Source organism: Winogradskyella sp. HaHa_3_26 (genome assembly GCF_019278425.1).
Lineage (GTDB): Bacteria > Bacteroidota > Bacteroidia > Flavobacteriales > Flavobacteriaceae > Winogradskyella > Winogradskyella undariae.
The window spans coordinates 2,851,191-2,867,282 of the sequence record NZ_CP058981.1 but is presented as its reverse complement, the minus strand read 5'-3'; the positions used below and the strand labels follow the sequence as shown (position 1 = coordinate 2,867,282).

The window sequence follows — 16,092 nt, the reverse complement described above, 5'->3', positions numbered from 1 at the left end:
TCATATAAAATATGAATACCTATTAGAAACTATTGTCTAGGCAAAAATCTTATAGTATGGTTTATCTAAAATATCCTTTTGGTAATGAATAAAAAAATCCCCATAAATTCTATTAAAGAATCATGGGGATAATAAACTTTATAATTCTAATTATTAATTCTCAATAATTAGTTTTGATAATGCTTCAGGATAACCGCGCTCAATAGTTAATTGCGAAGCTAATTGATCAATGTCTTCTTTAGAAACTTGATCTAATAAAGCGTTTTGATTTGTTCTTTCTGTTATTACAGGAATAATTTCTTCTTCTTGAATCTTAGTTATAATTTGATTGGCTACCGTCAATGCAGAAGATGCTTTAACAATTTCGCTTCGAGCGTAAGATCTGTATGGAAAACTAACTTCCCCTACTCTTAAGCTTGGGTCATCTCCCGGTATTTGCTGTGCACCAAAAAGAGGCGGACCACCAACAGTGGCAGATTTAAACGACGGAACAAATTTTGTAACAGACTCGATTGCATTTTCTGTTCTAGTATTGATATCATCTGTTTTCCAACCACGAAATAATTTCTGATTAATGTCTTCTCCAAACTGAGGCTGTGCTTCATTAGTCTTAGACTGTATTAATCCATCTTTAAATAGCGTGATATTTTCTGTCATGCCATGAATCTGATAATAGTCATCACTATAAGGTGTTAACTGCACCATACCATGCGGTGTACCACGTTCTCCATGAAAAATAAGTTCAGGAATTAATCCGGGTATCGGCTGCCATTTAGAGACATAGGCTGCTTTAAATTCAATTAAACGCTCTGTGTTAATGTGTAAGGATTCGTCAAATTTCCCCGTTTTAAACCCACAAGAATTTACCAAATAATTTACTCTATAAACTTCATCTTTTGTGTAAATTTCCCAATTATAATCTACATTTTCATTTCTGACATCTTTAATATCAATTACTGAAGTATTAAGCTTTAAATTACAATTTTCGGTTTTATTTAAAGCCAATTGAGCTTGAGCTGCTAACCTAAAAAGATTCCATCCATATTCTTGAACTAAAGTTACTGGAGTCTTTAATTTTTCGTAATCAACTAATTTAATTGTATTAGAAATCCACTCGTCAGGAGTGTTCGGTCTTTCAACATTAGGTTGTTCTGCTAATTCAATTAAATCTTGTTTAGAATAAATTTTATAATAATCATCTGGGCTACCAAGAATTTCATTTAATGGATCTTCATCTATTAATGTTTTGTAGTACGCTACCAACATGTCTAGACGATTTTGAATGATATCTACAGCATATTTTTCTGATTTAGGAATGCTAATAAATGTAGGTCTTTTGTCTATAGATTCTGGAAATAAGCGTGCCATATCGATGGATTGCTTCATTAATATTCTACATTGCTCATCAGAAATATCGGGATAGAGGTTTCCACCTGCATGCAAGTGGCAAAACGGAGGTCCGTTTACAACACTTTTTTCTTGTTCAAATAAAATATTATCTATTCCGTATTTGGCCAACTCTAAAGCTGTAACTACACCCGAAACACCTCCACCTATAACACCAACATTATAAATTTTATTCATCTTAAAAAAGTTCTTGTAAATCTGCAAAACTATCGACCACTATTGTTGGGTTATAATCTGCAATATTTTCGTTATAATTATAGCCATAGCTAACACCAATACTTTGCATGTCTGCATTTTGAGCTGCAAGAATATCATTTTTAGAATCGCCAACCATTATGGTTTTCTCTATACTTGTGTTATTCTCTTTAATTAAGTGAATGAGAGGTAGTGCACTTGGTTTTTTTTCAGATAAAGAATCTTCACCAATCCAATTCTTGAAGAATTTTCTAATTTCTAATTTATCTAAAATAGGCTGAATAAAATCGAAAGGTTTATTAGTACATATCGCCATTTTATAACCTTTTTCATCTAGATAATTCAAAGTCTCTAAAACACCAGGATACATAAAAGTATCTATACAAGTTACTTCTTTATAAGCCGATAAATAAATATCAAAAGCTTCTTCTAACAAAGTTTCTGAGAGCTCTTTTTTCTTAATTGAATGCTCTAGAGATCTACGCACCAAAGGTTTTGCTCCATTACCAATAAAAGGAGTCACTTGTTCAATTGTTAATGGCGAATAGTTATAATATGCTAACATTTTATTTATGGCCAAAGTAAGATCTGGAATACTATTAATTAGTGTTCCATCAAAATCGAATATAATAAGTTCTTTTTCTTTAAAATTCACGATGCTAATTTTAAGACAAAGATGCGGAAGTTTTAATATACTTTTGAGTATTTATGTTAATATTAGGAACTATATTTTCATTGATTACTATTACAAAGGAATCAAAAAAGTAAAGCGATATAAAATAAATTTTATATCGCTTCTGTTATTTATAGATAATTCTATCAATTAAAATTACGCCTTAAAAAGGCCATCTATAGAAAGGTAGCGTTCTCCTGTATCGTAATTCATTGTCAATATTATTTTTTCGTTAGGTATTGTTTCTAATTGTTTTCTAACAGCAGCTAAAGATGCTCCTGTAGAAATACCAACCAGAATACCTTCTGTTTTTGCTATATTTTGAACTTCAGAAAAGGCTTCTTCTTTTGTTATTTTAATAGCTCCATCAATTAAATCTCTATTAAACGTTTCTGGAAAAAATCCTGGACCAATGCCTTGTAAAGCATGTGGCCCTGGTTCTCCACCCGAAATGACTGGTGAATCGCTAGGTTCTACAGCAAATACTTGTAAGCCTGTAAATTTTTCTTTCAACACTTTAGACATACCTGATATATGCCCACCAGTACCAACACCTGTAATTAAATAATCAATACCTTCTGGGAAATCGTTAGCAATTTCTAAGGCGGTTGTTGTTTCGTGTATTTTTGGATTTACCATATTTGTAAATTGAGAAGGCATCCACGCATTTTTGTTATTTTCAACAAGCTCTTTCGCTTTTGCAATCGTACCTCCTAAACCTAACTCTTTTGGTGTTAATACTAATTTCGCCCCGTATGCAGCCATTAAAGCTCTACGCTCAACAGACATAGATTCTGGCATGACTAACGTAAGCTTATATCCCTTTACTGCGGCTACCATAGCTAAACCAATACCTGTATTTCCTGATGTAGGTTCAATGATTTCCGTATCTTTTGTTAAAATATTTCTTTTTTCTGCATCTTCAATCATTGCTAATGCAATCCTATCTTTTATGCTACCGCCTGGATTAGATTTTTCAACTTTCATCCAAACATTTGCATTCGGAAATAATTTATTTAATTTCACTACAGGAGTGTTACCAATACCTTCTAAAATATTATTGATTTTCATAATTAATTATTTTTATTTTTTAAATAATTCAAAATGAGTTTAGTCTGATAAATAACATCTTTTTAAACTCATAATTTTTAGAGTTATAAAATTAATGCTTTTAAGTGGTAACAAGTAGTGATTGGGAATATCTTAAGATTTTTAGAAGTAGATTTTAAAGGAGAAAACTTAATTATTAAGATGTATTAAATCAAAAATTCACCAACCTACATTTATAGTATTGCAACTCTGTGTTTTTAATCTGTATCTGTAATATTGATGACGATAACCTCATTTGTTCTTTTATCAAATAATACTATAGAGTAATCCCAAGGAACATGAAAAAACCATGCTGAATCCTCTAAGTGATATGTGAATCTGTTTATCTCATTAAACCTATCATCATACTCATCTTTCACAAAATTTATGGCCGTTTTCCAAGCGTCTTTTACTTTTAAATTTCCATAAGCACCACCGTGGTGTAGTAATCTAGAAATGATTCCTGATAAATCAAAAATATCACTAGACCATTCCTTTTCTTCACAATTAGGTTGATCGTTTTCAATTTCTAAATCAGCTCGGCAATTAGCTAATTCTGGTCTATTAAAAAATCTTTTGATAAAAAATATTTCACTTAGCCTATTTCTAGAAGCAAACCATTGGAAGCAATAATGGTCTGATATTGAATATTTGTGAAGCTGGATACCGCCATTAATATGTGTTTTAGAAAATTTAGCTCTTAATTCTTCTGCACTTTTAGACCAATCATTTAATTCGGTAATAGTAATGTCTTCCCACATTTGAACAATTTCTAGATCCGTAGGAACTTCAGAAGTGTAATTTACTTTTAGTCTATTTGTCATATGGATTGCGCTGAAGCGGTATGTACTATTTATTTTAATACTATTTTACTCTTCGCATTTATTTCGATCCCAATGTTCTTTTAAGAACTTATTAAACACTTGTTCTTTCTGTAAGTTATCACTTGCAATAAACTCGCCACCATAAGGATTTTCTATATGCCCACAACCAATCATCGTTTCTCCGCTTAATTCATATTCTGTTTGTCCTTCGAACATTATTATTTTCAATATACCAGGGTCCATTCCGCCACGGCACATTAAAGCATATGTCATCGTTATTTCAGTTATTCCGTCATTGTCTAAATCCGTGATTGTTGTTGCTTTTGGTGTAAAACAGACAGAGAAATCTTCACCAAAACATTCAATGTAATCATAAACTCTCCACTTTTTTTTAAACACTTTTTTAGAATTACTTTTTTCAAATAAATAGACGTATAATTCAGATTTGTCATGAAGCTTAAATTCAGTTGAATTTTTATTATAATCTTTCCTTTTGAAACTTCCAGAGACTGTTTGAATTAAAATATTTTCTCCGTTAGAATCTGTCCATTTAAGGGCTTCTACAACGGTTCCTCTAAAATCAAGAGATTTAGGTATTTCATCATAATCGAGATGATCAATCTTAATTGATTTATCTGAGTTCTGTTTGTCCAAAATTCCTAACCCAATGTAAGGTTCTAATGTTTTGACTTTTTCTTTATTAATTTCAGTTTGACCAAATACAGAGTTTGAGATTATGAAAAATAATAAGATTATTAATGTGTGTTTTTTCATTTTTAGTTGTTATTTACAGCTATAAATATTACTCGTTTATTATTTTATTCCTATGAGATAAGCCCCATTCTCTCATTGTTTCAATTACTTTGTCTAAAGATTTTCCATAATCTGTAAGACTGTATTCAATTGAAGCAGGTATTGTATCAAACACTTTTCTGTTTACTAAACCATTTGTTTCTAATTCTTTGAGTTCTTTAGATAACATTCGAGGTGTTATTCCTTCAATTTGACGTTCTAATTCTTTAAATCTATGAATTTTAAAAGAAAGTGCTATAATGATAGGTAACCTCCATTTTCCGCCAACGATATCTATAACATCGCGAACAGGAAGGATGAATTTTTTACATTCTGTTGGTGTATAAATATCCGTTTCATTCTTTTTTTTATTCATATTTAAAATTGACTTTAGAAGACATACTGTACTAGAGTATATTGCTATACTTTAGTATAGCAGTATATTTTGTATATCAAATTTAATATAAATTTGCCTTTAATAATAAAAGAATATTAAATATGAAAAAGACACTAATTATAAGTTATACTCCAAGAGAAAACTCAAATACAAAACGAATGCTTGATTTCTTCATTGAAAATAATCAAGATAAAACAGAGATAACGTTTGTTGATTTAGCAGCAGAAGCTCCAGATTTATTATTAAAAGAAAATTTGAATCTTTATGTCAATCGAAATTTTGGTGGTGTAGCACTTACAGAAGAGGAGCAGAGTGTTTTAGCAAAAAACGATAAATTTAGGGATCAATTACTAGCTACAGATTTTGTAGTATTGGCAAGCCCCATGTTTAATTTTTCAGTCCCAGCAACCATAAAAGCTTGGTTTGATGCCGTTATACAATCAGGAAAAACCTTTACATATACAGAGACAGGCATTAAAGGGTTATGTGAAAATACTAAAGCTTTGATATTAATGACAAGTGGAAGTGATTTTGAAATTGAGCCTTATAAGAGCGTTAACTTTGCAACTCCGTTTTTACTTACAGCTTTTGATTTTATGGGAATTACTGCTGAAGCTATTAATAAGTTTGGAATGATACAATATGCTGATAAATCTGAACAAATGATAGAAGAGGCAAAAGAAAACATTAGAACTATTAGCGACAAATGGTATGTTTAGTGCAAAATTTTGTGAAATTTAGTTTAATGTCATTTAAGAAGAATAAACAGTAAGATGTTTATATATGAATAATGGTGTAATTAAGCACACAATTAAATACAAATTGAATATAAAGTCCTCAAATATTTTATTGCTTAGGATAAGGGTTAGTAATAAATTATATTGAGGATTATTTAATATCTTTTTTGTGCAATGAACTTAAGCTAATATTCTTCTAACAATTGTAAATACAAATTCGCTGTAAGAACCTAGCTCTGATGATACTGTAATTTCACCTCCTAAACTTACTACAAGATTTTTTACCGTAGATAAACCTATACCGTGTCCTTTTTCTCCAGTATTATCTAAATGCCCTGTCGTAACAAATAATCCAAAAATAGTTTCAATTTTGTCTTTTTCTATTCCTCTACCGTTATCACGAACTTTAAATTCATAAAACTTGTCATCAACGCTTGCTTCTATTTCTATAATAGTTTTTTCTTTATCACTATACTTAAGACTGTTACCTATTAGATTTATAAAAATCTGCTGCAACGCCGTACTGTTACAATTAATATCAATGTTTTTTTCAGGAGTTAAGATTTCACAGTTATCTTTAATACTCATTAAATCTATAACGCCTTCTAACAAATCATTAATTCCAAATTGTTGGGTATCATCGATATCGTATGAGATGCATTCGTAATGGTCTAATATTTTTGTAATATAATCGCTCATAGAAAGGGATGACTTTTTTAAATAATCTAAATATTCTTTTCCCTTGTCATCGATTAAGTTACTATATTTCTTTTTTACAATATCTGAAGTAATTATTAAATTGGCCAATGGCATTTTAAGGTCATGCGATACTACAGCTGCAAACTCTTTAAGAAGTCCGTTATGTTTTTTAAGGCTTTCTTTTGTTATCGTTAACTCATTATTTTTTGTCCGTAATAATAAGAGTCTTTCAACTTGAGCCCCTAATTTCTTTAATGCCTCTTTTTGTTCGTTATTAAGAGAATTGGGTTTATGATCTATGACACAAAGTGAGCCTAAAGGCACTCCGTGTTCTGTTTTTAAAGGTATGCCTGCATAAAAAACCACAGGCTTTTCCTGCTCTGTTAGCGGATTATTTATAAACCGTATGTCGTTTCTTGCATCTGGCACTTCTAAAATATCTAAAGGATCTAGAATGGCATGCGCACAGAAGGATACATCTCGTGAAGTTTGGCAAGCTGTCAATCCTTTTTTTGATTTAAACCACTGTCTATCTTTATCTACTAGTGAAATCAGTGAAACAGGTGTACCACAAATAAAGCTTGCAAGTTCTGTGATGTTATCATAATCATCATCAGCAACTGTATCTAAAATTTTAAGACTATTTAAAACTTCTAGGCGCTCTGTTTCGTTGTCTGGTAATTTAGCAGAAATCATTTTTTATATGGATTGATTTATCGAAAATAAAGTAAATCATTTTCTTATTTATTGAAATTTTTGTTCAATTGAATGAGACTTCAAATTGAAGGTAACGTTTTTTTGTGTATCGTTAATTAAATAGATTAGTAACCAAGTTAACAAATAACAACTTAATACACAATTTACTTTGCTCAATTAAACAACTAAAAAACATTTAATTACTCTATGATCCGTATGTATTTTTTAAGCCGGTAATTTGTTAGCCTTTTTTATCTTTTAAATATTTCAAGAAATCAACAAGATGTTGTTCTGAGTGATTTTGCATTAAATCTTTAAAACACCATTTGGCATATTTCTCACTCGCGTTTTCAAATTGCCATTTAATTTCTAACATATCCTTAATGATATCACTTAAATCGTCAATTGCATCACCTGTCACCAAGTACGCATCTGGTATTATTAAGTGAGATTCAAAAACTGAATGATACCAACCAAGATCAGGGAAATTCTCTTCAATGTTTTTCTTTATTGAGTCATAATCAAAAGTCGGATTATCTTCAAAATCTTCATCATCAAATTCTACTTCTAAATTTAGATATTCAGAATAAATCCCTACTAAGAGTTGTTGAATTTCAAGCTCTTTATTAGTCGACTCAACTTTGTCATTAAGTCCAAATTCTGTGATTCTATCTATGAGTTTCTTTAAATTTTTCAATGCTTATTTTAAATTTGTTTCAAATGGTTACAAGCATATAAAGATACACGAAATTCATCATTATTTTTAGATAAGATGCATTTCTATAATTAGGAATTATTATAAAAGAAAGCCATTCTGCAATACTGCAAAATGGCTTTCAAAACTAGGGGTACTCTTTAACTAATTAGCTAATTCCATCCACCACCTAAGGCTTGGAAAATTTTTACGTTGGCCAAAAATTGATCTCTTTTGGTTTCAATAATTTCAATTTTAGAATCTAAAGCTTCTCTTTGTGTCATTAAAACTTCTGTGTATTCTGCTCTTGCAGATTTAAAAAGTTGTATTGACAAGTCAATAGCTTCTGTCATGGCATCTACTTGTTTGGCTTTTAAATCATAATTTTCTTTCAAATTCTTAATATTAGAAAGCTCATTGGCTACTTCCATATAACCATTTAAAATTGCTTTTTCATATTCAAAAACGGCTTGTAATTGTCTACTGTTTGCATTACTATACTCTGCTTTTATAGCATTTCTATTAATTAATGGACTTACAACATCGCCAACTAAAGAGTACAAAAGGGATTCTGGTGTACTTGTTAAATATTTTGTTTTAAAAGCCTGTAATCCAACACCTGCTTGTATACCAATAGAAGGATAAAAATTAGCTTTGGCTATTTTAACATTTAACTTTGAAGCTGCTAATTCATATTCTGCTTGTTTAATATCCGGTCTATTAGCCAAAAGCTGAGAAGGAATCCCTGCCTGAATAGCATCAATAGGGCGATCAATAAAATCACCTGAATCTCTATCAATGGTCTGAGGATAACGACCTAAAAGAAAATTGATTTTATTCTCAGTTTCTACGATGCTTTGACGGATTTCAAACTTATTACTTTGGTTTTTATAAACCTCAGCTTCAAAACGTCTTACAGCTAACTGTGTAGCTCTTGCTGCTTGCTTTTGTAATCTTACCATTTTTAAAGCATTTTTCTGAATCTCTAAATTCTGCTCTATAATGTTTAACTGATTATCTAAAGCTAAAAGCTCGTAATACGAATTTGCAATTTCCGAAACGATGTTGGTCACCATGAAATTCTTACCCTCGATAGTGCTTAGATATTCTAAAACCGCTGCTTTTTTACCGTTACGCAGTTTTTTCCAAACATCTAATTCCCAAGACACATTTAAGCCTACAGAAAAATCAGTTAAAGGCTCAGGAAACTCTTCGCCATCACGAATATCTAAATTATGCTCTACAGCACCATCTCGAGTATATTCTCCTACTTTTTCAACTTCAGCACCAGCATACACATTTACAAAAGGTAAGTATTCTCCTTTTCTCACCTTAACCTCATTATTAGCCATCGAAATTTTCTGTAGCATAATGTTAAGCTCTTGGTTATTGGCCAAAGCCGTATCAATTAAAGCTATCAATTTTGGATCAGAGAAAAACGTTTTCCATTGTACAGTAGCGACATTAGAGGAATTTGATGTTTCATTTTTATACTGCTCTGGCATTGCCTTATTTTCTTCTCTTATCGCTTTTTGTGTTGGCACACAAGAAAAAAGTAACAACAAGGCGAGAACACCAAATAATTGTGATTTTCTTATCTTTATTATATTATTCATCGTCTTTATTTTTACCAAATTTTTTGAAAAGTTTTGTGAGTTTACTAATGTTTTCAGCATTAACTTCACTTTGATTAACAGCTTCACTTGCATGCATCATTTCTTCAGAAATAGGCTCACTAGCTTCATCTTTAATCAAGGTTTTACCTTCTGCCATTTTAGCAAAAATGTAATACAAACCAGGAATAATTAAAACCCCAAATAAAGTTCCTATTAGCATACCTCCTAAAGCAGAACTACCAATAGTTCGGTTTGCAATAGCACCAGCTCCTGAAGCTATGATTAAAGGAATTAATCCGGCTATAAAGGCGAATGACGTCATTAAAATAGGTCTAAATCGGGCTTTAGAACCTTCAATAGCAGCTTCTAAAATTGTAGCTCCTTGCCTTTGTTTTTGTACAGCAAACTCTATAATTAATACAGCATTTTTACCGAGTAAACCAACTAACATTATTACACCAATCTGTGCATAAACATCGTTAGCTAATCCCATACCTTTTAACATAATAAACGATCCAAAAACCCCAATTGGTAAGGATAAAATAACAGCTAAAGGCAATAAGAAACTTTCGTATTGAGCGGCTAGTACAAAATATACAAAAATGAGCACCACTAAAAAGATGTAAATAGATTCGTTACCCCTTTGGGCTTCATCAAAACTTAAACCTTCCCAAGCAATATCATAACCTTTTGGTAATTGTGTTGCAGCAACTTCTTTAATGGCTTTAATAGCATCATCACTCGTAAATCCTGGTGCAGGCAACCCTCTAATTGAAGCTGAATTGTAAAGGTTATAACGTGTAATTTCGTTAGGTCCTAATTTCTTTTCAATACTCATAAAAGCAGAATAAGGCACCATTTCACCTTCTTCATTTTTCACAAATAACTTCTCAAGATCCGTAGGTAAGCGTCTATATTCTGGTGCAGCTTGCGTGTACACTTTAAAGAAACGACCAAAACGAATAAACCCTTGCTCGTACGTACTACCAATTAAAATATTAAGGTTTTCCATGGCTGCACCAATAGTAACCCCTTTCTGCATAGCAATTTTATTGTTTATTTTCAATTCGTATTGCGGATAATTCGCAGAGAAAAATGTAAATAAACCTGAAAGTTCTTCACGTTCAGATAAAGCTTCCATGAATTCATTATTCACGCTTTCAAAATGATGATAATCTGTTGAATTTGTCTTATCTAATAAACGCATTGCAAATCCTCCAGAAGATCCGAATCCTGGAACTGCAGGTGGTTCAAAATATTCTATAATGGCACCTAAATCTTTAGTTTTTTCTTCAAGCTCTTCCATGATTTCATGAACAGAATGCTCACGATCAGACCAAGACTTCAAGTTAATTAAACATGTACCTGCATTAGACCCACGTCCTTCTGTCATAATCTCATAACCCGCTAAAGAAGAAACAGATTGAACACCTTCAGTATCTTCACATATTTTTTGAAGTTTCTTAGCCACTTCATTAGTACGCTCTAAAGTTGCACCTGGTGGTGTTTGAATAATTGCATAAATCATTCCTTGATCTTCGTTAGGAATAAATCCTGCTGGTAATACTTCATTTGTAAAGAAAATACCCGCACAGAATGCTAATAATATTCCAAAAGTAATGAAGCGTCTAGCTACTATTTTATTTAAAATCGTAACGTAACCACCTGTTAGTTTATCGAAACCTCCGTTAAACCAATCAATAAATTTATCTAATGGAGATGTGCGTTTTTTACCATGATTATTTTTTAATAACATCGCACAAAGCACAGGTGTTAACGTCAATGCAACAATGGCAGAAATTACAATAGAACCCGCCATGGTAATGGAAAATTGTCGGTAGAAAACCCCAACAGGACCTGTCATAAACGAGATAGGAATAAATACAGAAACCATAACCAAAGTAATGGCCACAATAGCACCACCAATTTCACCTAAAACTTCAGAAGATGCTTTGTATGGTGTAAGATTTTCTTCGTGCATTTTTACGTGGACGGCTTCTACCACCACAATAGCATTATCAACCACAATACCAATGGCTAATACTAAGGCGAAAAGTGTAATAAGGTTAATTGATAACCCAAACATCTGCATCACAAAAAAGGCTCCAATTAAGGAAACGGGAACAGCAATAATAGGAATTAAAGTTGAACGCCAATCTCCTAAAAATAAGAACACCACAATAGCTACAAGAATAAATGCATCTCTTAAAGTATCTATAACTTGATCGATTGAAGCATCTAAAAAATTAGAAACATCATAACTAATTTGGAAATCAATTCCTGGTGGTAAATCAACTTCTAATTCGTCTAGTTTTTCTTTTACAGCATCAATAACATCACTACCATTACTACCAAAGGTTTGTTTTAATACAATAGATGCCGAAGGTTTTCCGTCTAAGTTAGAGTAGATATCAAAAAATTCACTTCCTAATTTAACATCTGCAATATCTGCAAGGGTTACAACCTGGCCTTCTTTATTGGCTTTAATAATAATCTCTTCGTATTGCTCTGGTTCGTTATATCTGTTTTGATACGTTAATACATACTCTAAAGATTGAGCAGTTTTCCCAGAACTACGACCTAAACGACCAGGTCTCGCCAAAATACTTTGGTCTTCCATGGCTTCTAATACTTCTTCTGCAGAAATATTATAAGCACGCATACGATCTGGTTTTAACCATACTCGCATTGCATATTTTCTACTTCCTAAAATCTGAGCACTTGCAATACCATTGATACGCTGTATTTCTGGAATAATTTTAGTGTAAGCATAGTTATAAAGAAACTTTTCGTCATTGTCTTTATTTTCACTCGATAGGTTAACGTACATTAACATACTTGGCTGAACAGGAGTAATAATAACACCTTCACGTTGTACCAGTTCTGGTAATAACGGCATCACCTGATCGACTCTCGTTTTCACCCTTACTACGGCTTCATTAGGATCTGTACCGGGTTCAAAAATAACACGTACCGTTCCTTCACCTGCACTTGTAGCATCTGAAGCAATGTAACGCATATCTTGTACACCATTAATTGCTGTTTCTAATGGGATTAATGTTGAATTTACTAATACATCAGCACTAGAACCTGGATAAGCAATAAAAATATTAACCGTTGTAGGTGCAATTTGTGGGAATTGAGATATAGGTAATTGCTTTATTGCAAGGCCACCTATAAATATAATGATCACCGAAATGACAATAGCCAAAACGGGTCTTTTTATAAATCTTTTAAACATAATTTTTATAGATATAGTTAGATTTACTCTGCGTAAAGCGCTAGGTTAGATAGTACAGTAACAGGATCTACAGTTTTTGTATGAATTTCTTCTTGATCTCTTACCATTTTAATACCTTCTAATAAGATGGTATCGTTTTCAGTTAAACCTTTATCTACAATAAATAAATGTGGTAATTCTGCTCCAATTGTAATCTCTCTTTGGTGAACAACATGATCTTTATCAATTACAAAAACATATGTTTTATCTAAGATTTCAAAAGTAGCTTTCTGTGGTACTAGGATTACGTCTTTGAAAGGAACAGTCATTAAGATACTTCCTGTTTCTCCATTTCTTAAAATTCCATCAGGATTTGGGAATGTGGCTCTAAAAGCAATATTACCAGTTTCACTATCAAATTCTCCTTCAATAGTTTCAACAATTCCTTTTTGATTAAAACGCTTGTTATTCGCCATTAAAAGCTCAACATCTTTGTTGTTCTTTTTGGCTTCACTTGTAATGTAATCTAAATATTCAGCTTCAGGAACATTAAAGTAAACCCACATTTTACTGTTGTCAGATAAAGTGGTAAGTAATTCTCCTTCGTCTAAAAGACTTCCTTCTCTAGCTTCTAAATGATCCATAATACCATCAAAAGGAGCTTTGATACTAGTAAAACCTAAATGGGTTTGCGCTAAATAAACTTCGGCATTGGCTTTGTCTAATGTTGCTGTTGCCATTGCTAATTCGTTTGGAGAAACAACATTACCGTCTGCTAATAATTGTGTGTTTTCTAGTTCGATTTTTGCAACTCTAGATTCTGCTTGAGCACTTTGCAATTCGGCTTGATAGATGTTTGGCATAATCTGAAACATCCTTTGTCCTTTTTTTACGTGTTGTCCTTCATCTACATAGATATTTTTTAGATATCCTTTCTCTAAAGCTCTTAATTCAATATGCTTTATAGAATGAATTTGACTCACATAATCCTTTGTAATCGTTGTATCTTTTTTTATCGGATTAGTAACTAAAAACGTTACTTCTTCGTGTTTTTCTTCTTTGTGTTCTTTACAACTTGCTAGACCTAAAAGCATAACTAGCCCTGTAAAAACGGTTGTTTTTTTTATGATATTCACGTGTTTAAATATTTTATAAAATGATATAATTAATGAACAAAGCCCATAGGAAATGCTCTTCTAGAGTTCTGGTCTAAACTCTAAAAACTAAAAATTAGTAACAGACATTTTGAAGTGGTGTCTGTATTATATTATCAAATTATAAAAACTTGGAATTGTATATGAAGCCTAAGATTAGCTTCATGGATATCACTTTGAGGGCGATATATATTTCTTTCTAGATGATTAGAAGAATGCTCAAAGACTAATGCATTAATAAAAGCTATTTCTAGAATATCTTTATAATACAATTTCTTTACTGAAGCTTCTTCATCTTCGGCATTATTACTTTCAATAATCTCAACATATCTTCTATCATCATTATTTTTATGATGACTAATAAAAGTTGTTTTATTAAGAGCTTTACCTAAGTTAACCGCAGAATTTATCGATACACTTAAATGGTGTATTGCAGAATTGTAAGCTTGACTACTATTAACCTCATTGGCTTGTAAATGTCCAAATATACTTAGTAGTAAAACAACAATTAAAGATAGATATCTACGGAAAGTGTTTTTCATTTCAGGACTCAAAACTATAGTATTAGATTAATAATACCAAAAGAGTGTTGTTTAAAATTTTTATAAAACACATAATTAACTTTTTTTAACAAACTTACATACTACATAAATTAAGCTATTTAAACTTTATAACTGATAGCTTCGAAAAATAAAATTAATATAACTTCTTAGTTTTCAACTTACTCTCAAAAGAATATTTTAAACCGACATTTATATAAAAGCTGTTTGGTATATCAAAATCATAAACCTCATCATTATTATAATCTGTAAATTGTAAACTGTTGTAAACGGTATACCCTCCGTCTAAAGCAACATCAAAGTTTTTCCATAGTTCTAATTTGTAGCCTAAACCCAATATTGCACTTGTCTGTGTTAACATACCGGTATAATCATCTTTGTATACTTCTAAAACATCATTCAAATTACCTGTGAAACCAGACAAAGTAGCAAAACCTTCAACTTCATGTTTTTCTGCAAAAGACCATTTAACACGAGAATCTGGTACACCTATTTTATAAGCCCAATTCTCATCTATTCTTTTGGTATATGAAATTACAGGTATCGGATAATTTAAACCATACTTTATATCATAAACAGCTCCAAATGTCCAAATAGAATTATTTGCTTCACTATATTTTTCAAAAGTAATCAGCCCATTAAAAAATAAATCTTCAGACTTTATTTCATTTTCACTAAAATTTGAAGAGACCTGAGATTCTCCCATTAAATTAAAAGCCCAACTATCGCTTAAACTATGTTGGTAATTAAGTTTCAAACTAAAAGATTTAAAATTGTCTATTTCACCAGTTTCAAAAGGAACATCTTCATCAATAAAATCAAAATTTACACTTTGAACTTTACCTCCAATACTTAATTTATTCTTTTCAGTATTAATTATAGGGTAATTTAAACCTGCTTCTAATTTAGTTACACTACTAACATCAGAACTTGGCAAAAACTCTGATTTTACATAAATACCATCTGCTTCTTGAGCATACGCCATGCTAGCACCTATTACTAACATAAGAATTAATACTTTTTTCATATTCTCTAATTAAGGTTTTAAAAAAGAATGCTTAAAATCCATTCTTGTAGAATACAAAAGTGTTTAAAACAAGACACGAAAACAATTGTAATAGATAAACAGGAATACTTCATAGAACAAAATGGCGATTTTATCTACCAAAAAAAATCAGGACTACAAATCCATTAATCGCTTGTAAACACTAGGATTATGAAGAAAAAAAATTAACGAAACTTTATATAAAAGAAGGCAATAAATTTAGTTTCATACTTTTTTTGGCTAGAATAACCAATCCCTATTCTAAGTAGGACTTAAACAATTATAATTTAAACA

The 16,092-nt window shown here is 31.3% G+C and carries 14 protein-coding genes; 1 reads left to right on the top strand and 13 read right to left on the bottom strand.

Annotated features, from left to right (window positions below; genetic code table 11):
• Positions 1-153: 153 nt before the first annotated feature.
• The 6 genes from H0I32_RS12355 to H0I32_RS12330 form a co-directional block, all read right to left on the bottom strand.
• Entirely contained in the window at positions 154-1,584 is a 1,431-nt protein-coding gene (locus H0I32_RS12355; protein ID WP_179313742.1) for an FAD-dependent oxidoreductase, read from the bottom strand.
• Position 1,585: 1 nt separating this feature from the next.
• The gene (locus tag H0I32_RS12350) at positions 1,586-2,257 is read right to left on the bottom strand and encodes a phosphoglycolate phosphatase (protein WP_179313741.1); all 672 of its coding nucleotides are present in this window, start codon (positions 2,255-2,257) and stop codon (positions 1,586-1,588) included.
• Positions 2,258-2,431: 174 nt separating this feature from the next.
• The gene (cysK, locus tag H0I32_RS12345; RefSeq protein WP_179313740.1) at positions 2,432-3,346 is read right to left on the bottom strand and encodes a cysteine synthase A; all 915 of its coding nucleotides are present in this window, start codon (positions 3,344-3,346) and stop codon (positions 2,432-2,434) included.
• 236 nt (positions 3,347-3,582) lie between these two features.
• Positions 3,583-4,188, bottom strand: a complete 606-nt coding sequence (locus H0I32_RS12340) for a hypothetical protein (RefSeq protein ID WP_179313739.1) — start codon at positions 4,186-4,188, stop codon at positions 3,583-3,585.
• Positions 4,189-4,233: 45 nt separating this feature from the next.
• Positions 4,234-4,962: a M949_RS01915 family surface polysaccharide biosynthesis protein gene (locus H0I32_RS12335; RefSeq protein ID WP_179313738.1), complete on the bottom strand. Its 729-nt coding sequence runs from the start codon at positions 4,960-4,962 to the stop codon at positions 4,234-4,236.
• Between the two features lie 28 nt (positions 4,963-4,990).
• The gene (locus tag H0I32_RS12330) at positions 4,991-5,356 is read right to left on the bottom strand and encodes a winged helix-turn-helix transcriptional regulator (protein WP_173587976.1); all 366 of its coding nucleotides are present in this window, start codon (positions 5,354-5,356) and stop codon (positions 4,991-4,993) included.
• 122 nt (positions 5,357-5,478) lie between these two features.
• On the opposite strand from H0I32_RS12330, the gene H0I32_RS12325 reads away from it, so the two are divergent.
• Complete coding sequence (locus H0I32_RS12325) at positions 5,479-6,096, top strand: FMN-dependent NADH-azoreductase (RefSeq protein ID WP_179313737.1); 618 nt, start codon at positions 5,479-5,481, stop codon at positions 6,094-6,096.
• A gap of 198 nt (positions 6,097-6,294) precedes the next feature.
• On the opposite strand, the gene H0I32_RS12320 is transcribed toward H0I32_RS12325, so the two are convergent.
• The 7 genes from H0I32_RS12320 to H0I32_RS12290 all read right to left on the bottom strand — a co-directional run bounded on the left by H0I32_RS12320 (position 6,295) and on the right by H0I32_RS12290 (position 15,780).
• Complete coding sequence (locus H0I32_RS12320) at positions 6,295-7,509, bottom strand: GAF domain-containing sensor histidine kinase (protein ID WP_179313736.1); 1,215 nt, start codon at positions 7,507-7,509, stop codon at positions 6,295-6,297.
• Between the two features lie 241 nt (positions 7,510-7,750).
• Positions 7,751-8,206 carry a DUF5063 domain-containing protein gene (locus H0I32_RS12315; RefSeq protein ID WP_179313735.1) on the bottom strand — a complete coding sequence of 152 codons (456 nt, stop codon included), beginning with the start codon at positions 8,204-8,206 and terminating at the stop codon, positions 7,751-7,753.
• A gap of 170 nt (positions 8,207-8,376) precedes the next feature.
• Positions 8,377-9,819 (bottom strand): TolC family protein, encoded by a 1,443-nt coding sequence (locus H0I32_RS12310; protein WP_179313734.1) that lies wholly within the window; start codon positions 9,817-9,819, stop codon positions 8,377-8,379.
• Entirely contained in the window at positions 9,812-13,060 is a 3,249-nt protein-coding gene (locus H0I32_RS12305) for an efflux RND transporter permease subunit (protein ID WP_179313733.1), read from the bottom strand. The genes H0I32_RS12310 and H0I32_RS12305 overlap by 8 nt, the downstream gene beginning before the upstream one ends.
• Positions 13,061-13,083: 23 nt before the next feature.
• Positions 13,084-14,166, bottom strand: a complete 1,083-nt coding sequence (locus tag H0I32_RS12300; protein WP_179313874.1) for an efflux RND transporter periplasmic adaptor subunit — start codon at positions 14,164-14,166, stop codon at positions 13,084-13,086.
• 143 nt (positions 14,167-14,309) lie between these two features.
• Positions 14,310-14,735: a hypothetical protein gene (locus H0I32_RS12295; RefSeq protein ID WP_179313732.1), complete on the bottom strand. Its 426-nt coding sequence runs from the start codon at positions 14,733-14,735 to the stop codon at positions 14,310-14,312.
• Positions 14,736-14,889: 154 nt separating this feature from the next.
• Positions 14,890-15,780, bottom strand: a complete 891-nt coding sequence (locus H0I32_RS12290) for a DUF6268 family outer membrane beta-barrel protein (protein WP_173587969.1) — start codon at positions 15,778-15,780, stop codon at positions 14,890-14,892.
• Between the last annotated feature and the right edge of the window lie 312 nt (positions 15,781-16,092).